This is a genomic window from Mesorhizobium sp. P2_D6, assembly GCF_056404315.1.
On record NZ_JBFUEG010000004.1, the window covers coordinates 340938 to 366484 of the forward strand.

The 25547-nt window shown below is 63.5% G+C and carries 23 protein-coding genes, 1 tRNA gene and 1 pseudogene; 7 read left to right on the top strand and 18 right to left on the bottom strand.

Annotated elements, in window-relative coordinates; translation table 11 throughout:
• Positions 1-12: 12 nt before the first annotated feature.
• Positions 13-303: a YggT family protein gene (locus tag AC1D1L_RS11280; protein WP_023668602.1), complete on the bottom strand. Its 291-nt coding sequence runs from the start codon at positions 301-303 to the stop codon at positions 13-15.
• Between the two features lie 158 nt (positions 304-461).
• Between AC1D1L_RS11280 and AC1D1L_RS11285 the strand changes: the two genes are divergently transcribed.
• Positions 462-537 (top strand) — tRNA-Ala (locus tag AC1D1L_RS11285).
• A gap of 419 nt (positions 538-956) precedes the next feature.
• On the top strand, positions 957-2114 hold the full coding sequence (locus AC1D1L_RS11290) for a hypothetical protein (protein WP_477341258.1): 1158 nt from the start codon (positions 957-959) through the stop codon (positions 2112-2114).
• 209 nt (positions 2115-2323) lie between these two features.
• Here AC1D1L_RS11290 and AC1D1L_RS11295 read toward each other — a convergent pair whose 3' ends face one another.
• The gene (locus tag AC1D1L_RS11295; RefSeq protein ID WP_477341260.1) at positions 2324-2938 is read right to left on the bottom strand and encodes a TetR/AcrR family transcriptional regulator; all 615 of its coding nucleotides are present in this window, start codon (positions 2936-2938) and stop codon (positions 2324-2326) included.
• Positions 2939-3046: 108 nt separating this feature from the next.
• On the opposite strand from AC1D1L_RS11295, the gene AC1D1L_RS11300 reads away from it, so the two are divergent.
• The 3 genes from AC1D1L_RS11300 to AC1D1L_RS11310 all read left to right on the top strand — a co-directional run bounded on the left by AC1D1L_RS11300 (position 3047) and on the right by AC1D1L_RS11310 (position 7604).
• Positions 3047-3733: a PspA/IM30 family protein gene (locus tag AC1D1L_RS11300; protein WP_477341262.1), complete on the top strand. Its 687-nt coding sequence runs from the start codon at positions 3047-3049 to the stop codon at positions 3731-3733.
• A gap of 65 nt (positions 3734-3798) precedes the next feature.
• Positions 3799-4086: a YiaA/YiaB family inner membrane protein gene (locus AC1D1L_RS11305; RefSeq protein ID WP_192254861.1), complete on the top strand. Its 288-nt coding sequence runs from the start codon at positions 3799-3801 to the stop codon at positions 4084-4086.
• A gap of 92 nt (positions 4087-4178) precedes the next feature.
• Positions 4179-7604, top strand: a complete 3426-nt coding sequence (locus AC1D1L_RS11310) for an acyl-[ACP]--phospholipid O-acyltransferase (protein ID WP_477341264.1) — start codon at positions 4179-4181, stop codon at positions 7602-7604.
• Positions 7605-7650: 46 nt separating this feature from the next.
• Here AC1D1L_RS11310 and AC1D1L_RS11315 read toward each other — a convergent pair whose 3' ends face one another.
• The 7 genes and pseudogenes from AC1D1L_RS11315 to exbB form a co-directional block, all read right to left on the bottom strand.
• Positions 7651-8856 (bottom strand): hypothetical protein, encoded by a 1206-nt coding sequence (locus AC1D1L_RS11315; RefSeq protein WP_477341266.1) that lies wholly within the window; start codon positions 8854-8856, stop codon positions 7651-7653.
• A gap of 52 nt (positions 8857-8908) precedes the next feature.
• On the bottom strand, positions 8909-9859 hold the full coding sequence (locus AC1D1L_RS11320; RefSeq protein ID WP_477341268.1) for a hypothetical protein: 951 nt from the start codon (positions 9857-9859) through the stop codon (positions 8909-8911).
• Between the two features lie 234 nt (positions 9860-10093).
• Positions 10094-10216: pseudogene (locus AC1D1L_RS11325) on the bottom strand (transporter substrate-binding protein); the annotation flags it as partial.
• An 85-nt stretch (positions 10217-10301) separates the two neighbouring features.
• Positions 10302-10823 (bottom strand): hypothetical protein, encoded by a 522-nt coding sequence (locus tag AC1D1L_RS11330; protein ID WP_436262281.1) that lies wholly within the window; start codon positions 10821-10823, stop codon positions 10302-10304.
• A gap of 218 nt (positions 10824-11041) precedes the next feature.
• Entirely contained in the window at positions 11042-11989 is a 948-nt protein-coding gene (locus tag AC1D1L_RS11335; RefSeq protein ID WP_477341270.1) for an energy transducer TonB family protein, read from the bottom strand.
• Positions 11986-12441: a TonB system transport protein ExbD gene (gene exbD / locus AC1D1L_RS11340; RefSeq protein ID WP_477341272.1), complete on the bottom strand. Its 456-nt coding sequence runs from the start codon at positions 12439-12441 to the stop codon at positions 11986-11988. The genes AC1D1L_RS11335 and exbD overlap by 4 nt, the downstream gene beginning before the upstream one ends.
• A 6-nt stretch (positions 12442-12447) precedes the next feature.
• Positions 12448-13413, bottom strand: a complete 966-nt coding sequence (exbB, locus tag AC1D1L_RS11345) for a tonB-system energizer ExbB (protein WP_477341274.1) — start codon at positions 13411-13413, stop codon at positions 12448-12450.
• Between the two features lie 341 nt (positions 13414-13754).
• On the opposite strand from exbB, the gene AC1D1L_RS11350 reads away from it, so the two are divergent.
• Positions 13755-14429, top strand: coding sequence for a cysteine hydrolase family protein (locus AC1D1L_RS11350; RefSeq protein WP_477341276.1), 675 nt, complete (start codon positions 13755-13757; stop codon positions 14427-14429).
• A 95-nt stretch (positions 14430-14524) separates the two neighbouring features.
• On the opposite strand, the gene AC1D1L_RS11355 is transcribed toward AC1D1L_RS11350, so the two are convergent.
• Together AC1D1L_RS11355 and AC1D1L_RS11360 are read right to left on the bottom strand one after the other, a co-directional pair.
• On the bottom strand, positions 14525-15484 hold the full coding sequence (locus tag AC1D1L_RS11355; RefSeq protein WP_477341278.1) for an LLM class flavin-dependent oxidoreductase: 960 nt from the start codon (positions 15482-15484) through the stop codon (positions 14525-14527).
• Between the two features lie 252 nt (positions 15485-15736).
• Positions 15737-15892, bottom strand: coding sequence for a hypothetical protein (locus AC1D1L_RS11360; protein ID WP_112561314.1), 156 nt, complete (start codon positions 15890-15892; stop codon positions 15737-15739).
• Positions 15893-16126: 234 nt separating this feature from the next.
• Between AC1D1L_RS11360 and AC1D1L_RS11365 the strand changes: the two genes are divergently transcribed.
• Positions 16127-16894, top strand: a complete 768-nt coding sequence (locus AC1D1L_RS11365; RefSeq protein WP_477341280.1) for an SDR family NAD(P)-dependent oxidoreductase — start codon at positions 16127-16129, stop codon at positions 16892-16894.
• A gap of 67 nt (positions 16895-16961) precedes the next feature.
• Here AC1D1L_RS11365 and AC1D1L_RS11370 read toward each other — a convergent pair whose 3' ends face one another.
• The 7 genes from AC1D1L_RS11370 to AC1D1L_RS11400 form a co-directional block, all read right to left on the bottom strand.
• Positions 16962-17906: an ABC transporter permease gene (locus AC1D1L_RS11370; RefSeq protein WP_477341282.1), complete on the bottom strand. Its 945-nt coding sequence runs from the start codon at positions 17904-17906 to the stop codon at positions 16962-16964.
• The gene (locus AC1D1L_RS11375; RefSeq protein WP_477341284.1) at positions 17903-18958 is read right to left on the bottom strand and encodes an ABC transporter permease; all 1056 of its coding nucleotides are present in this window, start codon (positions 18956-18958) and stop codon (positions 17903-17905) included. The genes AC1D1L_RS11370 and AC1D1L_RS11375 overlap by 4 nt, the downstream gene beginning before the upstream one ends.
• A 293-nt stretch (positions 18959-19251) precedes the next feature.
• On the bottom strand, positions 19252-20763 hold the full coding sequence (locus AC1D1L_RS11380) for an ABC transporter ATP-binding protein (RefSeq protein WP_477341286.1): 1512 nt from the start codon (positions 20761-20763) through the stop codon (positions 19252-19254).
• Between the two features lie 215 nt (positions 20764-20978).
• Positions 20979-22004 (bottom strand): BMP family protein, encoded by a 1026-nt coding sequence (locus AC1D1L_RS11385; RefSeq protein ID WP_477341288.1) that lies wholly within the window; start codon positions 22002-22004, stop codon positions 20979-20981.
• Positions 22005-22113: 109 nt separating this feature from the next.
• Positions 22114-23061, bottom strand: a complete 948-nt coding sequence (locus AC1D1L_RS11390; protein ID WP_477341290.1) for an ABC transporter permease — start codon at positions 23059-23061, stop codon at positions 22114-22116.
• Positions 23062-23063: 2 nt separating this feature from the next.
• On the bottom strand, positions 23064-24041 hold the full coding sequence (locus AC1D1L_RS11395) for an ABC transporter permease (RefSeq protein WP_203279779.1): 978 nt from the start codon (positions 24039-24041) through the stop codon (positions 23064-23066).
• Between the two features lies 1 nt (position 24042).
• On the bottom strand, positions 24043-25509 hold the full coding sequence (locus AC1D1L_RS11400; protein WP_477341292.1) for a sugar ABC transporter ATP-binding protein: 1467 nt from the start codon (positions 25507-25509) through the stop codon (positions 24043-24045).
• Positions 25510-25547 lie beyond the last annotated feature (38 nt).

A 25547-nucleotide genomic window follows, 5' to 3' on the forward strand; every position in this document is an offset into this window, starting at 1 on the left:
CGATCTTCGGCCTCACAGGACCAGCGGCGCTATCGTGGTGAGAATGAGCTGCCTGAGGAAGAACAGGAGCAAAAGCAGGATGATCGGCGAGATGTCGACACCGCCAAGGTCGGGCATGAACCGACGGATCGGCCGCAGCGCCGGCTCGGTCAGCCGGTAGAGCATGTTGCCGATGCTGCCGACGAACTGATTGCGCGAGTTGACGACGTTGAAGGCATAAAGCCAGGAAAAGATCGCTGAGGCGATGATGACCCACCAGTAGAGGTCGAGCGCCATGACGATTGTTTGAATGAGGGCGAGCATGCCGGTCTCCAATTGTTGCCGACATGTAGCCATTGCGCACGAAACCGGCAAGGGCAGCGTTTGCACAGCGCCCGACGCGGCATGGCGACAAGGGATTTCGGCAAACCCCCGCCTTGACAGGAAACCGCAGCCTTCGATAAATGCGCCATCCGCTGGACGGGGCTGTAGCTCAGCTGGGAGAGCGCGTCGTTCGCAATGACGAGGTCAGGAGTTCGATCCTCCTCAGCTCCACCAGCGGAATTTTTTCCACCACATTCAGCTTTCGGACACATCGACAGTCCCGTTAAAGCCCCGCTTTGGACGTGATATCTGAGGCCGCAAAACCATGGCCGTGCAGGAACTGTGCACGTTTCCGGAAATATCACTGGAATCAGTCTGCCTTAGCAGTTCCGGCGTTGGTTCGATCTTATAGTTAGTTGGAGCAAGAGGTAGCGACAGTGACCCTAATCGTAGCTGGGATATCAGACGGTTCGGCGTGGATGGTTGGCGACACGGCAATCACGGGTGGACTCATCAGCTTAAGAGAGAGGCAGTTTCTCCCGAAAATCGAGAGCAGCAAGAATTTCCCTGGCCTCTTTGCTTTCGCCGGCGCCGCTGAGTTGGGTAGTCAGCTAGTTAGGCGAGCTTCATCTGCAGATAGCGCGGAGCATGCCTTGAGTATTTTGATCGAAGCTTCGCGCGATGTGGACGCCGATTTTGCGGTCGCACTAGTACGGAAAGATGGGCCGACCTTGCAACGCATAAGCAAGGGGGATGCGACGGAGCTACCCACACTGCATATTGGCTCGCCCGACGCATTTGAACGATTTCAGCGGTTGAGAACCGAAGGAGCCCGTTTCGCTCCAAAAGCGTTCAAACACTTCATGTGCGGTGTTGCAGGGAGAGAGGTCCCCCATGAACTTGATACAGCGATTGTCGCTATGTGCGAACTGTTTTCGACTACCGCTGAGCATGACGTCGGCGGATGGGCAACTCCATACCTTTTGACCGAAGCCGGGGCGGCGTTTTGCGGCTACGTCTACGCAGTATCCGATCCCACATTTGAAACGCATAAGCCTGGCGACCTCATTGGTCCGGGTACGCCGGAGCTAGGTGGGTACACGGTGTCGGTGACGGGCTCATCGGAAAACGATGGCATGGTTATTTACACAGTTCAGCGGCAATCCGGAGTGGTCATCCTAAAGAATGACGATGGATACAATCAACATAGCATCTCCGGGTCGCCGAACGAGTTCATAGCAACTATAAAGAGCAGATTGGGGCACGACGCGTCACTATTCATCGGCGAACAGCAACCATGGCCTCTGAAGAGTTTGCGTATTGTGCAGGGCGTAGACGGAAAAATTGACCTTGTCCTGGCGGACCACGGGAATGCAATCTCTTACTCCGTACACAACACAGCCACGGAATTCCATCATCGGATTTCCCACAACATGAGCGAAGACATAAAGCTTCCTGAAGGCATTTCCGTCACCAAGAAGTCGGAGAAAGCGGTATCAATTACGATTGGAGAGTGCACGATTGACCTGAACGCCGACACACTCACCGATTTGGTTTCCGAACTAACGCGACACAGAGCAGACATATTTCCAGAGGTGCCTTTCAAGCCGACAGGTGGCTCGATAGTTGCGATCAATCCCACATGGCGCACCCACCTCAATATTCATCCAGGGCTATCAGGAGTACTACTCAACCTGCGCCACATTGGGCATGGGTGGTTAAGCTATCTGCTGCCTCACCATGAGGCAAAGGGCTTAGGAGAATGGCTAGTGCAGGCAACCGCAGAGCCGAGTGTTGAAGGTGATCCATGATGCTATGATCGATCGCTGCCATTTTACGAGATGCATAACGGAGATGCGAAAACGCGTCCTCCGGATACTTCTCCATAAGGAATGCGCTACCAAGCCACAAAAAGCTTTGCGAACTTGGTGGAGCCGCCTCAGCTCTACCAGCAGAATTTCTGTCCATCTGCCTTCGAAAGATCCGCACCTTGTTTGAAGGCGCTCTTTCGTAACTGTCGTCATTTCTCTCCACCCTCCGCCTGCAACCCGCTCACCAGCGTGTCGACGAAACCCAGCAGCTCGCTTTCGAGGTCGGTGGGCGCGAGGCCAATGAAGCGGTCTTCGAGCGAGATGGCGACGATGCCGTGGACGGCGGAGAACAGGGTGCGCGCGCGGGCCAGCAGGTCCGGCGTGTCCAACGCGGGCAGCAAATGGGCAAGCGGCTCGACCAGATGCTGGATCAGCACCGCATGTTCGGCCAGGTGCCATTCGGGCACCGCCACGCCTGGCGCCATGCGGTGTTCGAACAGCGCCTTCCACGCCATGCGATTGTCGCGCGCGAAGCCGAGATAGGCCTTGGCCAGCGCCTTCAGCCTCGCCCTTGGCTCTGCGGCGCCCGTCGCCTCCTGCTGCAAGGCCTCTCCCAGCCGCGCCAGCGTAATCGAGTTGACGTGCAGGATGAGTTCGTCGAGGTCGGCAAAGGCGGTGTAGAGCGCACCGAGCGCGCAGCCGGCATCGGCCGTGATGTCGCGTGCGCGCAGCCCGGCGAGCCCCGAGGATTGAATTCGCGCCTGGGCGGCCTCGATCAGCCTGCCCCTGAGATCCTCACGTTTGGCGTCCCGTTTTGCCGTCATTAACCGTCTTGCTCCGAAATTCATGAACACCGTTCATTTTTCTCTTGAACGCCGTTCACGATGTGTTACGTTGCATTTGTGAACAACGTTCATAGAGGAGAAGCGGGAATGTTGAAACAGTTTTTTGCTCTCGTTCGCGGCCGCAGCTACGAAGCAGCAGAGACGGTCGTCGACCGCAACGCGCTGGTGATCTTGCGCCAGCAGATCCGCGATTGCGCCGACGCCATCGCCGCTGCCCGCCGGGCGGTCGCAATTGCCATCGCCCAGAACGAACAGGAAGTCGCGCAGTTCAAGAAACTGGTCGTCCGCATCGACGACCTGGAGAAGCGCACCATCGCCGCGATCGAGCAGGGACAAAATGAACTGGCCCGCGAGGCGGCGGAAACCATCGCCATGCTGGAAGCCGAACGCGACGCTTCCAGCGAGGCGCAGAAGAGCTTCAGCACCGAAATCGAACGGCTGAAGCGGATTATTCGCGTCTCTGAAATGCGCTTGCGTGAATTGCAGCGCGGCCAGCGCATCGTTGCCGCCGTCGACTCGACCCAGCGCCTGCGCGAAAGCGCTCCGGGCTCGACTCTCTCGGCGCTCAGGGACGCCGAGGAGACGCTGCTGCGCCTGCGCACACGGCAAAAGCAGATCGACGCCACCGCGGCGGCCATGGCCGAGATGGAGCAATCGGGCGATCCGGCCGCGGTCAGCGAAAAGCTCGCGGCCGCCGGCTGCGGCGCGCCGCTCAGAAGCAGCGCCGACGCCGTGCTCGAACGGCTGACGAAGACGATGACCAAGCCGGCCTGATTGTATCAGGCCTGAAACAGACCCGTGCCCAACCAACCTAACCCTGAAACGAAAGGATTATACCGATGACCCCGAACACCTACTCCCCTAAGGACTCGAGTGCCTGGAAGACCTTCACCATGGCCAGTTTCGTCGTTGCCGCCACGATGATGGCCGGCGGCATCTACTTCATGGAGGCGAGCTTCGCCGCCAAGGGCTTTTACGCCATGGCCGCCATCATGCTCGTGCACACCTCGATCACCATCACCAAGACGTTGCGTGACTCGGAAGAAGCAAGCCGCTTCATCAACCGGCTGGAAGACGCCAAGACCGAGAAGCTGCTGATGGAAGTCAGCCGCAGTAACGAAGTGTAACCGGGTTCCCGCTAAACAAGGCTCAAACCGCGCAAGACCGCTGATCAATCCCAATAGGATTTCACCGGTCTTGCCCAATGGAAGTCGCCGCTATGGAAATCGCCCCGATCAACCGTCCCACAGCTCATCTGATGACATCCCGGCGCTTTGCGCCTTTGTTCTGGACGCAGTTCCTGTCCGCCTTCAACGACAATTTCCTGAAGAACACGCTGGTGTTCCTTATTCTGTTCACGCTGGCGGCGGATCAGGCGGCGTCTCTGGTCACTCTGGCGGGCGCCGTCTTCATGGCCCCCTTCCTGTTCCTGTCCGCGCTTGGCGGTGAGATTGCCGACCGCTTCGACAAGGCCCTCATCGCCAAGCGACTGAAATTCGCCGAGATCGCTGCGGCGGGTGTCTCTGTCGTCGGCATCGCGCTGTCGTCCATTCCCGTGCTGATGGTGGCGCTCTTGATGTTCGGCATCATCTCGGCGCTGTTCGGGCCGATCAAATACGGCATCCTGCCGGATCACCTCGAGCGCAAGGAACTGCCCAAGGCCAACGCCTGGATCGAGTCGGCCACCTTTGCCGCCATCCTCGGCGGCACCATTGCCGGTGGCGTCGTTTCCGCCGATGGCATCGGCGTCACAGTGTTCGGACCGATCATGATGGCGCTCGCCGTCGGCTGCTGGCTCGTCAGCCGCTACATTCCCTCCACCGGTTCGGCGGCGCCCGACCTCGTCATCGACAGGAACATCTTCCGCTCGACCTGGCGTCAGGTCTCGGAACTGCGCACAGACATGCGCATCTGGCGCGCCGGCCTGATGACCTCGTGGTTCTGGTTGATCGGCGCCATCGTGCTGTCGATCCTGCCGACCCTGGTCAAGGATTCGCTCGGCGGCAACGAGATGGCGGTCACCGTCTATCTCGCGGTCTTCGCCGTCTCGATCGCCATCGGCTCGGCCATCGCCGCCTGGATGTCGCAGGGCCGCATCGTGCTTCTGCCGGCACCGGTCGGCACGGCGCTGCTGGCGCTGTTCGGCCTGCATCTGGCCTGGACCATATGGAGCATGACGCCTTCGCCCCAGGCAGAAACTCTTGGCGCATTCTTCGCCGGCCCGAACACGATCCGGGTCGCCATCGACCTCGCCGGCATGGCCATTGCAGCCGCCTTCCTGGTGGTGCCGACCTTCGCCGCCGTGCAGGCCTGGTCGCCCGAGGCGCGCCGTGCCCGTGTCGTTGCCGCGGTGAGCATCGTCAATGCCGGCTTCATGACGGTCGGCGGTATCATTGTCGCCGTGATCCAGACGAAAGTCTCCACCGGTGGCATTCTGTTCGGCCTCGCCGCGGCCAATGCGATTGCTGCCTGGCTGATGCTGAAATTCCTGCCGACGAGCCCCTTCCGCGATTTCGTCTCCATCCTGTTCCGGGCCTTCCTCCGCCTGGAGGTCGAGGGCATGGACAACCTCAAGGCGGCCGGCAAGGCGCCGATCCTGGCGCTCAACCATGTCAGCTTCCTCGACGGTCCGCTGGCGCTGACGCTGACCGATGAGGAGCCGGTCTTCGCCATCGACTACACCATCGCCCAGGCCTGGTGGATGAAGCCGTTCATGAAACTTGCCCGCGCTTTGCCGCTCAATCCGGCCAAGCCGATGTCCACCCGCACGCTGATCAAGGTCGTGCAGGGTGGCGACCCGCTGGTCATCTTCCCGGAGGGCCGCATCACCGTTACCGGCGGCCTGATGAAGGTCTATGACGGCGCCGCCATGGTCGCCGACAAGACCGGCTCGATGGTTGTGCCGGTGCGTATCGACGGGCTGGAGAAGACCTACTTCTCGCGGCTGAGCTCGCAACATGTGCGCCGCCGCCTGTTCCCCAAGGTCAAGGTGACCATTCTGGAACCGGTGAAGCTCGAGGTTGCGCCGGAGCTGAAGGGCCGCAAGCGCCGCGCCGCGGCCGGGTCTGCCCTCTATCAGGTGATGTCGGACCTCGTCTTCCGCACCCAGGACATCGACAAGACAGTGCTGGAAAAGATCATCCAGACCGCCACCGAACGCGGCATGAGAGAGCTCGCCGTGCAGGACCCGGTAACCGGTTCCCTGAGCTACGGCAAGCTCCTGACGGCTGCTGCCGTGCTTGGCGAGAAATTCAAGAACCTCTACGCCGGCCAGCAGACGCTCGGCATCATGCTGCCCAACGCCAACGGCTCCTGCGCGACGCTGCTCGGTGTCATGTCTTCCGGCAAGGTTCCGGCGATGATGAACTTCACCGCCGGCGCCGCCAACATCCTCTCCGCCTGCAAGGCCGCCGAGGTGAAGACCGTGCTCACCTCGCGCGCCTTTATCGAACAGGCAAAACTCGGCGCCGTGGTCGAGGAGCTCGGCCGCTCGGTGAACATCGTCTGGCTCGATGATTTGCGCGCCACCATTGGCCTCAAGGACAAGCTCCTGGGCCTGCTGCGCAAAAGCACGCCGCGCGTTGCCCGCAAGCCCGACGATCCTGCGGTGATCCTGTTCACCTCGGGTTCGGAAGGCACGCCCAAGGGCGTGGTGCTGACCCACCGCAACATCCTGGCCAATGCCGCCCAGGCGGCGTCGCGCATCGACTTCCACTCGGGCGACAAGGTCTTCAACGTGCTGCCGATCTTCCATTCCTTCGGCATGACGGCGGGCACCGTACTGCCGCTGATCTCGGGCGTGCCGGTCTATTTCTACCCCTCGCCGCTGCACTACCGCCTTGTGCCCGAACTGATCTACGGCTCGAACGCGACGATCATCTTCGGCACCGATACGTTCCTCTCCGGCTATGCGCGCACCGCGCATCCCTATGACTTCCGCTCGATCCGCTATTGTTTTGCCGGCGCAGAACCGGTCAAGGCCGCGACGCGCATGACCTACATGGAGAAGTTCGGCGTGCGCATCCTCGAGGGCTACGGCGTCACCGAGACGGCGCCGGTGATCTCGATCAACACGCCGATGTACAACCGCTCCGGAACCGTCGGCAAGATCATGCCCGGCATGGAATATCGCCTCGATCCCGTGCCCGGCGTCGACGATGGCGGACGGCTGTTCGTGCGCGGACCGAACGTCATGGCCGGCTATCTCCGGGCCGAGAAGCCCGGCGTGCTCGAACCGCTTGAAGACGGCTGGCATGATACGGGCGACGTCGTCGCCATCGACGAGGGTGGCTTCATCACCATTCGCGGCCGCGCCAAGCGCTTCGCCAAGATCGGCGGCGAGATGATCTCGCTGGCGGCGGTGGAAGCGCTGGCCGGGGAATTGTGGAAGGGCTCGCTCTCGGCCGTCGCCACCGTGCCGGACGCGCGCAAGGGCGAAAAGCTGATCCTCATCACCGAGGCACCAGGCGCCACCCGCGCGGATTTCCTCGCGTTCGCCAAGGCCAATGGCGCCATGGATTTGATGGTGCCGGCCGAAGTGCGGGTCGTCTCAAAAGTGCCGGTGCTCGGCTCCGGCAAGCTCGACTTCGCCGCCGTCACCAAGATGGTCCGAGACGAAGAAGCCTTGAAGACTAAGGCCGCCTGATCCACTCACAAGACGGGTCGGCACAAAACGCCGGCCCTTCTTGTCGTCACGTCACGGCCTCCCGCTGCGCTATCAGCATGGCCATGCGCTGCACGGCGCGCAATTCCATTTCCACGCCGGGCGACGATGCCATCGCCGGCATGTTGAGCGCGACCACGGCCAACGGGTCGAGTGTCGCCAGCAGCACATGCGTCGCCTCGTATTTCTCGAACAGCCATGCCAGCTGCTCGCGTATGTCCTCGTCCACGGGGGCATCCGGCTGCACGTCGGCGAGCGAGCGCACCGGCTCCTGTTCCAGCGCCCGCGCCAGCACCTTCAGGTCGAAATCGCCGAGGTCGGCGGCCGGCAGGATCAGCGCGCCGTCGACGAGGATATGGTGCTGCAGGCCGCGCAGGAAGCGCGCGGAATCCGTCAGGTCGCCCTCGGCCATGTGCTTCAGCAGCGAATCGCGGCGTTTTTCGGCGGTGAGGCTGACGCTGTCATTGTAGATGACGGCCAGCAGCGTCGCCGACAGCACGATCACCACGCCCTGCACGCTGCCGCGCCAGCCGAGATCATCGATGCCGCCCAGCGCCAGCCCGGCAAACACCGAGCTGAGTGCGATGACGGCAAAGGCGCCGATCGTGTCTCGGTGGCCGAGGCTCGCCCGCCCGAGGCCAATGGTCAGCCAGCACAGGAACAGGATGGCGATCCCGCCGAGCCGCACCGGCACTTCAAACAGGCCGGGCCGATAGTCGGTGACCATGAACGGAAGGATCAGCAGCAGCGACAGCGCCATGCGCTCCACGGTGCGGTTCTCGGCCGCCGACAGGCTGTCGCGATCGCGCGTCGTCACCAGCCAGCCGATGGCGACAAAACCACCGAACTGGAAGGCCAGAAGCATCGCCATCCGCCATGGCTCCGCAAGGCTTTCCGGGATCAGAGCCAGCAGGAGGAACAGCAGGGCGCCACTTGCGGCGAAGAATTTAAGCGCAAACGGCGCATGCCGGCGCAGCAAGCCCTCAGTCAGCAAAAGAGCGGCCAGCGGCAGCAGGCCCGCTGCCGCGATGGTGACGAAACGGAAGAGGGCGAGGCCGGTCGTCCAGTCCAGAATGCGGCAGGCGAGCAGCACCGCCAGCACACGCAACCCAAACAGGAAGCGGCGCGACAACCCATCGTCGCGCCCGCCGACGACCGATATCACGATCAGCAGGCCGAACAGCGCCGCCAGCGAGGTGATGGTGTCGGCGACGAGTGTGTCGTCGAAACTCATGGCTCCGCTGCCATCAGCTTGAGCGTGAAACGGCGTACCGCATCTGAGGCCGCTAGCGTGTCCATGGTCTCAGCACATTCCATTGCCGGCTCGAATCCGCCCAGTGAACCACCGGCAGCACCAGCCGCTGCAGCGTGGCGGCGGCACCCGCCACGGCAAGGGCGGCAAGCGAGCCGCGCGGCACCGCGTCGGCGAGATAGGCGCGCGCGGACTGAAAACTCATCTGGCCGATCTGCAGCACGTCATCGCCGCGCCCATAGTCGAGCTCTTTCTGGCAGAACTCGTTATAGGTCTCGACGCGGTGCTTGGCCGCCTCGTCGAAGGTTTTTTTCAGATCGTCCGAGCCGCCTGTATAGGCATTGGTGATGACGAAGCGCTCCTCGTCGAAGCCCGCCTCGGGGCCGACGCCAAAGACATGGCGGTGGCGCGCCATGATCTGCCGCGCCAAAAGCACATGGGCCAGCGACCGCCGCGCGCCGGCATGGGGTCCCGGAAACACATTGGTGAAGGCTTCAGCGACCATGCCGACGACGGCGGGCACCTGGGTGACGTTGGAGATCCAGATCGGCCGCAGCTGGTTGCGCAGGAACATCAGGAAGCAGGTCAGGCCGTAGAGGATCCAGCTCAGCCCCCGGCTGCGCTCGTCCGGATCGACCATGACGAGGCCGAGGTGCAGGACCTCATACGGCTTGCCGGCCAGTGAAATCTCCATCAGCGCCAGCGCGTTGAAGGCGATCGCCCGCCCGTCGCTGCGGCGATAGACGATGGTGATGATGGAATGTTCCAGTCGGCTGCGATCGCCGGAAAAGACGCCATAGGTCAGGCTGCCCACCTTCAGCGTCTTCGACGCCACCAGCCGCAGATCGTTGCTCAACTGCTCCAGATCGGCCGCCTTCATCCAGCGCCCGGGCCGCTCCACGACGCGCGTCTCGTAGCCGTCGGACGCGCGCATGCGAACATCCATGAACCGACCCGGCAGCAGCTGCAGAACCGCCTTCAGCAATATCTTTTGTCCCCTCGGGCCTGAACGCCTGATGTATCATGGCCGTTATCAGCCTAAGGTGCGGTAAACCCGAAGACGACAACGCTGGTTGGTCTGAACAAGGTAAAGAATAGCTGCAATGCCGGCATTCCGATGGCGGCATACTTTCGGCCATCTGAATAGATGCGGCTCTCGGGACCGGGAAACTACAGCCGTTTAGCCGACCGATTCCTGATCGTCTATATCGGTGAACAGCACCAGGTGCTGGTTGGGGCAAGCGTGCATGTAGACGACATGCTCGTTGGCCTCGAAGCCTTCATAGGGGCAGGCATACCAGAGCATGCCCCCCGCCTTCCCCAGCACCGGGATCGTCTCCTTGTCAGTCAAGCCCTTATTGGCGGCGACATGCAGCCACGGCTTGCCGTCGGTTTTAGCTGCCGTCGGACAAATCAGCCGTGACCAGCTATCTGGCTGTCGCTCTTTGACTGTGTTGGCGGGCATAAGCCACACAGGCGTCCACCGTGCTGACACAAAGCGCGTCCCGTCTGTTCGGCAAATTGTTGTCGCCCGCGTAGGCGACTTCGGCGACGCGACCGTTGGCCATGCGAATTTGCGTATCGCAATAACCGCCGGGAGCGACATTGACGGACCCGCCGACCGCCGGGATCGCGCCTATCGCCATGGTTGGGACGGCAATGCTGAGATTGCCGCGCTGAACGACGCGCTTGTAGGTCCAGATCTGGCCAGACCCGCCAACGTCTGCGGTGGCGGTCGGAAACCCCGCGCACATCCGGACGTCGGCTTCGCTGAGGCCGACCATCTCCTTGCGAGCCGCCGCCACCGTGGGGTCAACCTTGGCGATGCGTGATGTATCGTCGGGAATGACGCAGGAAGACTGGACGCCGACGACAAGAACAGGAAGGGCAAGCTTTCTAATACAGGAAAATGTCATACCGATTGTCAGATTTGCAATGCGCCCGGCCACGCTCTTTACCTAGGCAAACAGGCGAGCGGTTCAACCCGTTCAGCTTCACGAAAAGGTGGCCGAGCGAGGCGAGGTATCGGTGTCGCCATCCTTCCGCTTGCCATGGTGCTGATCGTGCGCGGCAAGAATGCCGAGAACGGGCTTGGCTTCTCGCCGCATGGCGCCGGGCGCAATTTTTCGCGCACCAACAAGGTCGGTACCGTTCGCTGGACTCCACTTTACCGCAGCGTGAACATCAAAGGCGCCACGACAGCCGTACCGACCTTCTCTGGCGGTGGTGCGGGCACCGTCGCACCCTGCAGAATGCTCAGCGCGGCTCGATCGAGGTCCGCGTCACCCGATGATCGGGTCAGCCGGACGGAGATCACCTTGCCCGAAGCGCTGACGACGAAGGTCACATTTGCGGTACCCACGGCGCGCCGCGACCTTGCCGCGCTCGGGTAGCGCTTGTGCCGATTGATCCATCCGATCAGCTGTGAGTTCCATTTGCTTGCACTGACCGATGATCCACTCGATTGCGAAGTCTTCGGCGCCGACGCTTGTGCGCCCACCTTCGCATCGACGCTGGCGGTCACGACCGCTTTCGCCGGCGCGGCCTTTTCCTTTTTCTCTTTCTTCGGGCGCGGCTTGGGCTTTTCGACCGTCTTCTTTGCCTTCTCGACCGGCTTGTCCTCCACAAGCTTGGCTTGCGGCAGCGGAATGACCACGTCCGGCGCCACGGTCGGGACGATGTCAGGTACGACCTCGTCCAGCGGCGGCGCCTGATCGGGCTGTTCGGCCGCTGCTGTCTCGACCGGTGCGGTCTCGTCGGCTTGAACCGCTTCCGCCTCATCGGCAACCGGCTCCGGCTTGTCGACGTCCGGATCCACGACGGGTCTTGCGTCGGCGACGGTCTCCTCGACCTGGTTCGTCGGCTCCGGCGTCACCACATCGGCCATCGTGTCCTCAGGCACCGCCGGTGCGAGCATCATCGGCGACAGTTCGATCGCCACCGCCGGCGGCGGGCCGCCATCCATCTCGTTGGCCAGGCCGAAATTCTGCACGGCATAGGCGATCGCGACATGCGCGCCGACAATGAGAATGGCCGCAGCCGCCCACAAACCGATCTCGCGCGCGCCTGTGCGCGGCGGATCGGCCATGGGAACGGCGGCGGCCAGATGCGTCATGGGACGGCGCCTGGTTGCGGCGCCGCCGGATCCGCCGGCACCTCCAGCCCGACCAGCGCGATCTTCAGATAGCCGGCGCGGCGCAGGAGATTCATCACCTCCATCAGATCGCCATAGCCGACCGCCTTGTCGGCGCGCAGGAAGATGCGGGTCTGCTTGTCGCCCTTTGTCTTGCCGTCGAGCACGGCGGCAAAAGCGGGACGCGGCACCCTGTCGTTGCCGATCGCCAGCGTCAGATCGTCCTTCAGCGTCAGGAACAGCGGCGTTTCCGGCCGCGGTGCCGGTGTCGCCGTCGAGCCCGGCAGGTCGACATTGACGTCGACCGTCGCCAAAGGTGCGGCGACCATGAAGATGATCAGCAGCACCAGGATGACATCGATGAACGGCGTCACGTTGATCTCGTGGTTTTCCTCGAGATCGCCGTCGATGTTCTCGCGAATTCTACCCGCCATGCCCCATCACTCCGCCGCCAACGCGGGCGCTTGAGGCACCGTGCGGAAATCGAGATCGCGGCTGACCAGCCGTTCGACGCCGGCCGACGCATCGGCAAGGATCTGCCGGTAGCCGGAGATGGAGCGCGCGAAGACGTTGTAGATGACGACAGCCGGAATAGCCGCGACCAGGCCCATGGCGGTGGCCAGCAGCGCCTCGGCGATGCCGGGGGCGACGACGGCGAGGTTGGTGGTCTGCGCCTGCGAGATGCCGATGAAGGCGTTCATGATGCCCCAGACAGTGCCGAACAGGCCGACAAAGGGCGCTGTCGAACCGATCGTCGCCAAGACGCCGGTACCGCGCGACATGCGCCGCGCCGCCGCCGCCTCGATGCGTGACAGACGCGACGTCACGCGCTCCTTCAGCCCGTCGCCGGTGACGTGGTCGAGCGCGCCGGCCGAAAGCGCTGCCTCTTCCTCGGCTGCCTGAATCAGCAGCGCACCGGGGCTGGCGCTGGTGCCAAGCTTACGGCTCGCCTGCCGCAGCGTGGCGGCATTGCCGATGGCGCGCGCGGCGCGGCGGGCGTTGAGCTTGCCGAACAGGATTTCCAGCGACTTGGCCAGCCACACCGTCCAGGTGACGAGGGAGGCGAAGGCGAGCCCGATCATCACCGCCTTGACGATGATGTCGGCGGCCATGAACATGCCCCAGGGCGACAGATCGTGCGGCAAGGTCAGCGAAATGGCGGAAGGTTCGGCCTGCGTGGGCGTACCGGGCTGGCTGGCCGGCAAAGGCGCAGCCGGCGCGGTCGGTGCCGCCTGTTCCATTGCCGCTGGCGGCGAGACCGGCGCGGGCTGGGCGACTGCGGCCGGCGCAGCTGGAGCCGGTTCGGTCGTCACCCGAGGCTGCGTGCCCGGCTGCTCTTGCGCCGCAGCGCTGCCGGCCGACAGCACAACCGCGGCCAGCGCCGCCAAAAGACCGTTTCTGGACACGGTTCGTCCTCGCTTCGTCATTGCACGTAACCGATGGGCTGGCCGGTAACGGGATGCGCAAACACCCCATCTCGACCCCGAAAAATACCAGCCACGGATTCTGGCTTTCTCTCAAACGTGGCATAGCCACTGGAAACCAATTCAGGCGGCCGTGCCCCCCGCTTGACTATAAAACATGAGTTTACTAGTCAACAAAAAAGATGGCTTTTTTTCCATCGGTCTTTGGCGCGATTCCGGCGCATCGTCTTTGTGTCGGTCCACCTTGCCGCGTCGCACGGAGGGATGGACGGCGGCGGCGTTGCTGGGCCACGATGCCGGGCAGCAATTGAGGCAAGCAGCCGTTGATCAAGGCGACACCGTTCGATTTCCCCTATGACGGCCAGCTGGTGCCGCAAAATACCGCGTTGCTGGTCATCGACCTGCAGGAGGACTTTCTCTCGACATCGGGCTATTTCGCCAGGAAAGGGTATGACCCTGCGCCGCTGCGCGCCATCCTGCCGACGGTCAACCGATTGATCGCGGCCGCACGGTCGGCCGGCCTCACCATCATCCACACCAGGCAAGGCTATCGCGGCGACATGGCCGACATGACGCCTTACGAGAAATGGCGCCGCAAGCGGGCGGGCCTCGAAGCCACCGACGTGCTGCTGCGCTCCGGCCCCGGCTTTCAGATCGTCGCCGACATCGAGGTCGCGCCCGACGACATCATCGTCGATAAGACCTGCAACAGCGCCTTCACCTATACCGACCTTGAGCTTGTGCTGCGCGCGCGGGGCATCACGCATCTGATGTTTTCCGGCTGCACGACCGACGTCTGCGTCCACACCACGCTGCGCGAGGCCTGCGACCGCAATTTCCAGTGCCTGACCATCGCCGACGCCTGCGCCAGCGGTGACCAGTACGCGCACGAGGCGGCGCTACATATGGTGACGGTGGAGGATGGGGTTTTCGGCGCACTGGCGGAATCGGGCGCTGTGCTGGCGGCGCTGGCCCGGTTGGGTGGGAAGGCTGGTTAGCGGGACAAGAACGTTTCGTGGCGTCCCGTCACACCCCCCTCTGTCCCGCCGACGTTTGCGGATCGCAATCCGCTGCGGATGGTTTCGGTAGGTTGTTACCTTACGGCGTGAACCTCATTCACACCCCGCGATGCAAACGCACCGGGCTGCGGCACCTCGGCCTCGCGGCGTGCCAGCGAGTTGCGTAAGAGCGCGATCGTCTCGCGGCCGATGCTGGCGATCTCGCGCGGCCTGTCGATGCCGACGATCATGAATTCATTGATGCCGAGTGCTGTGTAGGGCAGCAGCGACAAAGCGATCTGTGCCGGCGGTCCGGAGAGTTCCACCGCCTTATGGCCGGCAGTGGATGCGTCGCCTTCGGAGCGGATACGAACCGGAAGCGCAAAACGCAGCTTGCCGGCGCGGCCATGTTCGGCGGCGGCGGCGCGTGCCCGCTCCATTAGCTGGCGGATCTCGTCCAGCGAACCAGCCGCCAGCTCAAAGACGTTGGCATGCCGTCCGGCGACCCGGAGCGCGGTGCCCGATTGGCCACCCATGCGGATGGTGATGTCGGCGCCATGCGGCCCCTTGCGCGGCACATAGCCGCCCTTGATGCTGTAGAAGGCGCCTTCATGGTCGAAGGGCTTGTCGTTCGACCACAGCCGCTTCAACAGCACCAGATATTCATCGATGCGCTGCCAGACCACGGTGTGGCCGACCGGGCGCGTTTCGGCATCGTCGTCATCCAGCGGCTCGCTCAGCATCCTCACCGACAGCCTGCCGCCGCTCCTGGCGTCGAGCGCCGCCAGTTGCCTGGCCGCAACCGCGGGCGCGACCACGCCGGCCCAATGCGTCAGCACCACTTCCAGCGACGAGGTGCGGTCGAGCGCCTGGGCGGCAATGTCCATATTGGTCAGAAGCCCGGCCTGATCGTCGACGACGATCCTCTGGAAGCCGGAATCCTCGATCAGCGACAGCTTTGTCGCCGTCTCGACGAAATCATAGAAGAAAGGCACGGCCGAACCGGCGTCGGCGGCCTGTGTTTTACCGGGAACATGCGTGAACTCGATCGGCATTGCCATCTCCTCCATCACGTTGGATGCATGCCGCTCAAACGTGGCCCCCGGGTTTGGGGCAGCGACATGCAAAAAACAAAGCGGTCCGCGCCAAAGCGCATCCGCGTTCGGTTCATCAACTCCGGTCACCTGAAGGCGCGTTTCGCCACGGCGAACCGCTCTATCTCTTTGTTTCTCGCAATTCCGGACGGAAAACCGCTTCACACTTTTCCTGGAATTGCTTTGGGTCGCCACCCTTTCGGCCTGAACGGATCAGGGGATCAGGCCGAGCACAACTGCCCCGGTGAACGCAAACGCAAGGGCAAAGACGAGATAGGCGAAGGCGCCTGCATAGGCGGGGCGGAAAGCCTGGGCATTGGCCAGCCTCTGACTGCTGCGGTCCGTCTCGGCGTTCTGGATATAGGACATATCGACCTCCGTCTTAGCCATTAATCTATAAAATCAGTAGACTTTGTCGATTGCTATTTTTTGACTACCCGCAGAACAATTTTCTCAAATTTCTATGTGAATTGGTCTGAGATTGCTGGGAGGCCGCGATTCGCGGCAAGCGACCAGCCAGCTTGGCCGGCCTTCACTTCGAGGATAGCATCGCCCTTCCCGCGTAAAAGCAGACGATTTCAATCAGGGGATGGGGAACAAAACATGGGTGCAAGACTGGCTGGCAAGGTCGCCATCATCTCGGGAGGCGCAACGGGAATGGGCGGAGCGGCGTCGGAATTGTTCGCGGCCGAAGGCGCCAAAGTGGCGATCATCGACCGCAACGTCGAGGCGGCGGCCGCAACCGCGGCGGCGATCCGGGCGCGGGGGCATGTCGCCGAGCATTTCGTCGCCGATGTCTCTGATGAAGCGCAAGTCGAGGCAGCGGTGAAAGCGGCGACGGCCAAGCTCGGCCCGGCCACCGTGCTGTTCAATCATGCCGGCACCATCGTGATAAAACCGTTCCTGGAAACGACGGTGCAGGAGTGGGACTGGCTGCATGCCGTCAATGTCCGCTCCATGTTCCTGATGACCCGCGCCGTGCTGCCCGGCATGATCGCGGCCGGCGGCGGTTCGATCGTCTGCACCTCGTCGATCTCGGCGGTGGCGGCGACACCGATGGAGGTGCTCTACGACACCACCAAGGGTGCCTGCCACATGTTTGCGCGCGCCATTGCGGTGGAGTTCCGCGACCGCAACATCCGCTGCAATGCCGTCTGCCCCGGCTTCATCAGGACACCGCACGGCCTGCGCGAGGTTGCCGATCTCGGCAAGCTCGGCGTCGATGTTTCAGACGCAGCGCTTGCCGCGCAGCAGGGTCGCATCGGTGAGCCGGAAGAGGTCGCAAAGGCCGCGCTGTATCTGGCCAGCGGCGAATCCAGCTTCGTCAACGGTACGCATCTGTTCGTCGACAACGGCTTTACCGCGATGTGAGTATCCCAGGCTTGGTGCCCTTCCTCTCCCCCGTCGATCGGGGGAGAGGAAAGGATGCCAAGCCCGTCTACCGCTCTTCCCGTCGAAACGGCTTCAGCAGCGCTGACGGCGCCACCGCGTTGCGCGACATCACGGCCATCGCCACGATGGTGAAGATGAACGGCAGCATCAGGAACGCTTCGTAAGGGATATGCCCGAGCCCGCTCGCCTGCATGCGCAGTTGCAAGGCATCGACGAAGGCGAACAGCAGTGCCGCACCGGCCGAGCGCCACGGGTCCCAGCGGCCGAACACGACCAGCGCGATCGCCACCCAGCCACGCCCGGAGACGACGCCGAAGGTGAAGGCGTTGAACTGGGCCATGGTGAGGAAGGCGCCGGCGAGCCCCATCAGCGCGCCGCCGAGGATGACCGCCTGGACGCGCGTGGCAATGACGCTGACCCCGGCGGAATCGGCAGCGCGCGGGTTTTCCCCGACCATGCGCACAGACAGGCCCCAGGGCGTGCCGTAGAGTATGAAGGCGGCGAGCGGGATGGCGATGATCGCCATGTAGACCAGCGCAAACTGGTTGAACACCGCCGGGCCCAGAACGGGAATGTCGGAGAGGATCGGGATCGGCAGGGTCTGAAAACCCTTGATGCTCGGCGGCACCGATTGCTGGCCAAAGATCAGCCGGTAGAGGAAATAGGCAAGACCCGACGAGAACAAGGTCACGCCGATGCCGCAGACATGCTGGCTGAGGCCGAGTGCCACTGTGAACAGCGCATGTAGCGCCCCCATCAGCATGCCGGTCAATACAGCCGCCAGCACGCCGAGCCACAGGCTGCCGCTGAGGCTGGCGGCGGTGAAGCCGGTCATCGCGGAGAGCAGCATGATGCCTTCGATGCCGAGATTGAGCACTCCGGCGCGCTCGGAAAACATCTCGCCGAGCGTGGCGAACGCCAAAGGCGTGGCGATGCGGATGATGGCGGCGAGGAAGCCGACCTGAAAAATCTGTTCGAACACTGCGCTCATGAGGCCGCTCCGACGCGGCGGATGCGATAGGCCGTGAACAGCAGCGCCACCAGCATAGCCAGCAGCGCCGTACCCTGGATGACGTCGCTGAGGAAGGCCGGCACGCCGGTGGCGCGCGACATCGCCTCGGCGCCGGTCATCACGGCGGCAAGAAAAATCGCCGCCGGCACCACGCCGAGCGGATTGAGGCGCGCCAGCATTGCAACGACAATGCCGGAATAGCCATAGCCCGGCGAGATGTCGCTCATCACCTGGAAATGCACGCCGCCGACCTCGCCGACGCCGGCGAGCCCGGCCAGCGCGCCCGACAGCAGCGCCGTCGAGATCAGCACCCGCTCGACATGGATGCCGCCATAGCGGGCGGCTTCCGGGCTTTCGCCTGTGACCCGGATGCGGAAGCCGAGCGTGGTGCGCACGATCAGGAACCAGATCAGGGGTGCCGCGATCAGCGCCGCGATGACGCCGAGATGCAGCCTTGTGCCTTCGAGCAGCACTGGGAAATTCGCCGAATCCTCGATGGGCGGCGAGATCGGATAGCCGCTGAAGGAGTCCTTCCACGGTCCCTCGATCAGCGCCATCAGCGCGTAGTAGATGACCGAGTTGAGCAGCAGCGAACTGACGACGTCATCGACCTTGAATTTCACTCGCAGGGTCGCAGGCACCAGCGCGACAGCGGCACCGGCAGCAGCGCCCGCCAGCGCCATCAACAGGATTGCGAGCGCCCCCGGCATCGGGATGGCGCCGACAAAGCAGCCGGCCACGGCGCCGGCCAGCAATTGGCCTTCCGCGCCGATGTTCCAGAATTTGGCTCGGAAGGCCACCGCGACCGCCAGCCCGGTGAAGATCATGGGTGCTGCGCGCACCAGCGTTTCGGTGATGGCATAGCTGTCGCCGAACGAGGCCGACAGCATCACGCCATAGGCCGCGAGCACACCGGCGCCGGCCAGCGCGATGAGCCCGCTGCAGAGCACAAGCGTGGCAGCGATGGCGATGATCGGCAGCGCCAGGTTGAACCAGGCAGGGGTCGAGGTGCGGGCCTCCAGGCGGAACATCAGCTACGGCCCTCCACCCTCGGCGCAGCTGTCCCACCGATGTATCCGGTGTTGGCGCCGCCCCTCATCCGCCTGCCGGCACCTTCTCCCCGTGTAGAGACGGGGAGAAGGGGGCTGTTTGCGGCCTCGGCACTTTTCCTGCAACGCCGGCGATTGGCGAAAGCCGTGATGAGAGCGCCCCTCTCCCCGTCTCTATACGGGGAGAGGATGCCGGCAGGCAGGTGAGGGGCAGCGCTGACGGCCAAAGCACTATGTTGTGGGCAATATCCGAGGAAGTCAGCCAACAGCATTGTTCAAGCCCTCCCCTCCGCCCCTGTCATCAGCAGTCCGAGCCGTGCGATCGTGGCGTCAGCGCTGTCGAGCGTCCCGGCGATGCGTCCCTCATACATCACCGCGATGCGGTCGCAGAGCACCAGCAGCTCCTCGAGATCCTCGCCGATGACGACGATGCCGCAGCCCTTGGCGCGCATGTCGAGGAACTTTTCGTGGATGAAACGGGCCGCCCCGATGTCGAGGCCACGCGTCGGCTGCGAGACGATCAGCACCTTGGGATCGAAGGCCAACTCGCGCGCCAGCAGCGCTTTCTGCAGATTGCCGCCCGACAGCGCGCCGGCCCGAGTCATCGGCCCGGGGCACCTGATGTCATAGGCCTTGATCTGCTCTTCAGCGAAGGCACGGATCGCATCCGGCTTGAGTAGGCCCTTGCGGCTGAAGGCTTCGGTGCCGATGCGCGGCAGCACCATGGAATCGGCGAGCGGCAGATTGGTCACCAGCCCGGTCGTCATGCGGTCTTCCGGGATACGGCCGAGGCCGAGCGCCTGCACCTCGCGCGGCGAAAACCGCGTCACTGCTTTGCCGGCTATCGTCATCGCGCCGGCATCAGGCACCCGTGTGCCGGAAATCACCTCGGCCAGCGCCCGCTGGCCGTTGCCGGAGACGCCAGCAATGCCGAGGATTTCGCCGGCTCGCACCGACAGCGATATATCGCGCAGCGGCGTGCCCGCGTGCCGTGAGGTGGAAATGCCGTCGAGCGTCAGCACCGCCGCACCCGGCGTCGACGGCCCCCTCGCCGGCGGCACGATCTCGTGGCCGCACATCAGCTGCGCCATCTCAGACGACGTCGTGTTGGCCGGATCGTCTACGCGGCCCGCAACCCGGCCATGCCGCAGCACCGTGCAGCGATGGGTAAGCGCCCGCACCTCGTTCAGCTTGTGCGAGATGAAGATGATGCCGAGGCCTTGCGCCGCCATCGAACGCAATGCCGAAAACAACCCGTCGACCTCGCTTGGCGCCAGCACCGCCGTCGGTTCGTCGAGGATCAAAAGCCTCGCACCGCGAAACAGCGCCTTGACGATTTCAAGCCGCTGCTGCTCGCCGACCGACAGCGCAGAGACCGGCAGATTGGGGTCGAGCGTCAGCCCATGCTGTTCGCTGATGTCAGACAACCGGGCAAGCCCGCCGGCACGATCGATGCGGCCGGATTTGCCTGATATGCCGATGAGCAGGTTTTCCAGAACCGTCAGCCGCGGCGCCAGATGAAAATGCTGATGCACCATGCCGATGCCGGCGGCCAGCGCATCGGCCGAACTGGTGATCCGCACCGGCTCGCCCTGTATGAGGATTTCGCCGGCATCCGGCGCATAGGCGCCGAACAGCACGTTCATCAGCGTCGTCTTGCCGGCGCCGTTTTCGCCCAGCAGCCCGAGGATTTCGCCGGGTGCAACGCTGAGATCGACCGCCTCGTTCGCCTTCACGGCGCCAAAGCTCTTGGTGATGCCGCGCATTTCGATGAGAGGGGCGGACAAGGATGCTCCTGAATTGTGAGGGCGTGCCCGTCACACCCCCCTCTGCCCTGCCGGGCATCTCCCCTCAAGGGGGGAGATCGGATGTCACGCCGGCTTTCGCCAATCTCCGCCGGAAAATAACAGCGGCGTCGGCGACGCTGCCAATCTCCCCCCTTGAGGGGGAGATGCCCGGCAGGGCAGAGGGGGGTGCCCAGGCACCAACCCTCAAAACAAGCCTAATCCGAGACCGGCGTATTCTCATCCACATCCACCCGGAAGTTCCCTTCCAGGATCTCGGCCTTCTTCTTGTCGACCAGGTCCTTCACATCCGCCGGCAAGGTCTTGTCGAACTTGTGGTACGGCGCCAGGAACGAACCACCCTTGGCCATGCGCGAGAAGTCGCCATAGTCCTGCGCGGTGAAGACGCCGGCCTTGACCAGTTTGATCGCCTGCTCGACCGTCGGGTACATGTCCCAGACCGGGCCGGTAATGACCGTGTCGGGACCGAGGCTCGACTGGTCTGACATGTTGGAAATGGCGTAGATCTTCTTCTCCACCGCCGCCTCGATGACGCCGAAGCGCTCGGCATAGATGACGTCGACGCCGGCGTCGATCTGGGCGACCGCCGCTTCCTTGGCCTTGGGCGGGTCGAAGAAGGAACCGATGAAGGCGACCTTCTTCTTGATGTTCGGGTTGACCTCCTTGGCGCCGGCAAAGAAGGCGTTGACCAGCCGGTTCACCTCCGGAATGCCCATCGCCGCGACGGCGCCGATCGTGCCCGACTTCGACATCTTGCCGGCGATGATGCCGGAGAGATAGGCCGGCTCATGGATCCAGTTGTCGAAGACGCCGAAATTGGGTTCGGCCGGGCCGGCGCCGGAGCCGAACAGCCAGGCAGTCTTCGGGAACTGTTTGGCGGTGCGGCGCGATTCGCGCTCGGCGGCAAAGGCATCGCCCAGCACCAGCTGATAGCCGCCTTGCGCATATTCGCGCATGACGCGGCTGAAATCGGCGGTCTGCACCTTCTCCGACCATTTGTATTCGATGCCGAGTTCCTTCTCGGCCTTCTGCAAGGCGACGTGGATCTGGTTGTCCCACGGCTCCTCGATCGGCGTGGCGAAGATCGCCGCCACCTTGAGCTTCTTGTCCTTGGCGAAGGCGGCAGTCGGCAGCATGGCTGCAACCATGCCAAGCGCTCCGAGTTCCAGCACGTTGCGACGCGACAAGCCGGTCGATTGCGATTTGTTCTTTCGGTTTTCCATCTAGTGCCCCTCTGTTTGACAGCCGTGTCGAGCCGGCTGTTCTGAAATCAGACACGGAACTATGGAACGGGTGCGGACTTTTGTCCACATGGTCAAATTTGGCGGCGATTTATCGCAAGGCCTTCTCGCCACCGGCCACAGTGATGACACCGACGATGATCAGCCCGGTCAGCAACAGCCGAACGCCGGCGCTGACGCCGAATGTGTTGAGCATGGTCAACAGCAGCACCAGGAACAGCGCCGCGCCCCAGACGCCTGGGACATTGGCCTTGCCACCGGCGACAGAAGTGCCGCCGATGACGACGACAGCGATCGAGGCCAGCAGATACTCATTGCCGATATCGACATTGGCGCCGCGGAAATAGCCGGCAAGCAGCGCGCCGTCGATGCCGCCGAGCGCGCCCGAAAGCGTGTAAGTGAGGAAGCGGGTGCGGCCGACATTGACGCCGGCGAGCCACGCGGCGCGAATGTTTTGCCCGATCGCCAGCACCGAGCGGCCATAGATCATGCGCTGCAAGGCGATGGCCGCACCGATGGTGAACAATACGGTAAGGATCGCCAGAACCGGAATGCCCAGGATCTGCCAGTTGGCGAAGTCGGCAAAGCCCGGCGGCGGCTTGATCTGCAGGCCGCGCCCATAGCTGATGTCGATCGACTGGATGATGAAGCTGGCCGACAAAGTGGCGATGATCGGCGGAATCCTGAGCGCCCAGATCAAGAGATAGTTGACGGCGCCGATGGCAGCGCCGCAGGCGAGCGCGGCAATCAAGCCCACAACGATCATGGAATCGCTGCCATCCATCACCTTCATGGCGACGGCGCTGGCGAGCCCGATATTGGCCGGCAGCGACAGGTCGACATTGCCGGGGCCAAGCGTGATGACGAACATCTGGCCGACGCCGACGATGACGGTGAACACTGCCAGCGAGAGGGCCGCCGTGACCATGCCACCGCCGCCGTAGCCGCCGGTGAAGGCGATGGTTGCCAGCCAGACCAGCAGCGCGCCGAGGAAGGACCATATCCAGGGTTTGGTGGCCAGCGATTTTACCGGCGTCATCGCTACCTCTCCCTGCGGCTGATCAGCACCCGAGCCGCCAGCACGATGATCAGGATGGCGCCGTTGGCGGCGACCTGCCAATCCGGCGGGATGTGCATGAAGGTGAGCAGCGGCGACGCCGCCAGCGCCAGCGTCAGCGCGCCGAGCACGGCGCCGATCGGCGACACCCGGCCGCCGACGAATTCGCCGCCACCGAGAATGACGCCGGCGATCGCCAGCAGCGTGTAGCCATTGCCGATATTGGCGTCGGCCGAAGTGGTAATGCCGATCAGCGCCATGCCGGACAGAACGCCGAACAGGCCGGTCAGCGCAAACAGCACGATCTTGGTGCGCAGCAGCGACCAGCCGGCGCGCCTGAGCGCCGCCGGATTGCCGCCCGAGCCGCGCAGGATGACGCCATAAGAAGTGCGCATCAGGCCGAAATGCACGACCGCCGCGATCACCAGCGCGGCGATGATCGGAAATGGAATGAAGGGCGGCTTGAACGACATCAGCGCCAGCAGCCAGTCGGGCGCCTTGCCGCCCGGCTTGGGCAGAACTAGAATGGCCAGCCCTTGCCAGACGAAGCTCATGCCCAGCGTCACCACGATCGACGGCAGATTACGCAGATGGATCAACGCGCCAAGCAGCGCATAGACGCCTATGGCGCCGATGAGCACAATCACACCAAGCAGCGGCGCATCCTTCAGCCATGTCGCGGTGACGCAGCCGACGAAACCGACAAAGGTGCCGATCGACAGGTCAAGCTCATTGCCTGATATAACGAACATCTGCGCGATCGTCGCCAGCGCGATCGGGATCGCCAGGTTGAGCATCAGGCTGAAGCCGAAATAGCTGATGGCGCGCGGGTTGAGCCAGGCAATGGCGATGAGCACCAGCGCCAGCGACAGCGCCGGCAACAGGCTGCGCAGCAGTCGGGCCCGCGCGGCACTGCTGCGCGGCGAGGAAGTTGGGGTCGTACCGGGAGCGATTGCCGTCATCTCAGGCCGCGTCACCGAATGAGGACTGGATAATCTTTTCCTCCGTCAGCTCGTCGCGGGTCAGATTGGCGACGATGCGGCCGTTCTTGAAGACGTGGATATGGTCGCAATTGTCGAGCTCTTCGGTCTCGGTGGTGTACCAAAGGAAGGTCCGGCCCTTGGCCGCTTCCTCGCGCACGAGATCGTAGACTTCGAGCTTGGTGCCGATGTCGACGCCGCGCATCGGATCGTCCATCAGCACGATCTCAGCATCCGAGCCCAGCGCGCGGGCAAACAGCGCCTTCTGCTGGTTGCCGCCCGACAGCGAAAAGATGTTGTTGGTCATGTCGGGCGTGCGGATGCCGATCTTCTGCTTCCAGAATTCGGCAAGCTCGGCCTCGCGCTGCGGCGAGATCAGCAACCCGTTGCGCAGCCGCGCCAGCGAGCGGATGCCGATATTTTCCGCGATCGACCATTGCGGAAAAATGCCGTCCGACTGGCGGTCGCCGGCCACCAGCGCCACCGGCGCGGCCACCTCGATGCCGGTCTTTCTGCGCGTAGCGGCGGCGAAGATCGCCAGCAGAAGATCGGTTTGGCCATGGCCGGCAAGCCCGGCAAGCCCGATGATTTCGCCGGCGCGGGCAACAAGCTCCCTGCCGTCCTCTTGCCGGGCAGGCCGCGCCCGCACCCTGATGGGGCTGTCCGCCGACCTGGCGGCTGCAATCTCCGCCGCGATCTTCTCGCGTGCTTCCGCGCCGCCCATGGTCGCCACCAGCCGGTCGCGGTCGAAGGCCTTTGCCGCGTCCGTGGCAACGACCTTGCCATCACGCATCACCACGATGCGATCGGCATTCTGCAGCACCTCGCCCAAGACATGCGAGATCAGGATGCAGCTGCCGCCGGCGGCGACGAAGCGGCGCACGAAGGCCAGCAGTTGGCCGGCCGTGTGTGCGTCGAGCGAAGAGGTCGGCTCGTCGAGGATCACCAGGTCGAGCGGATCGCGCGTCACCGTGAAGGCACGCGCCACCTCGACCATCTGCCGCCGACCGATCGACAGGTCGCCGGCAATGTCGTCGGCGGAAATGCCGTGATCCGGGAAAATTTCTTCGAGCTTGGCGGCGATAAGATTAGCGGCTTTGCGCCGCCAGCCGAGGCCGGTCAGCGCTGGATGATTGATGCGCGTGTTCTCGGCGACGCTGAGGTTCGGGCACAGCGACAGTTCCTGGAACACGCAGCGTATGCCGAGCTTCAGCGCGCGCGCCACCGAGTAGTCGATTTCCGCATTGCCGCGCACCGCGATCTCGCCATCCGGCCGCAGCGTGCCGGCCACCATATGCATCAGCGTCGACTTGCCGGCGCCGTTATGGCCGACCAGCCCGACGCATTCGCCGGCGCCGACATGAAAGTCGACGCCGTCAAGGGCACGAACGGCGCCGAAATGTTTTTCGGCGCCGTTCAGCCTGATGATGTCGGTATTCGCCTTGAGCATGCTCAACGATATCCGGTTGGCAATGCGGACGGCAACCG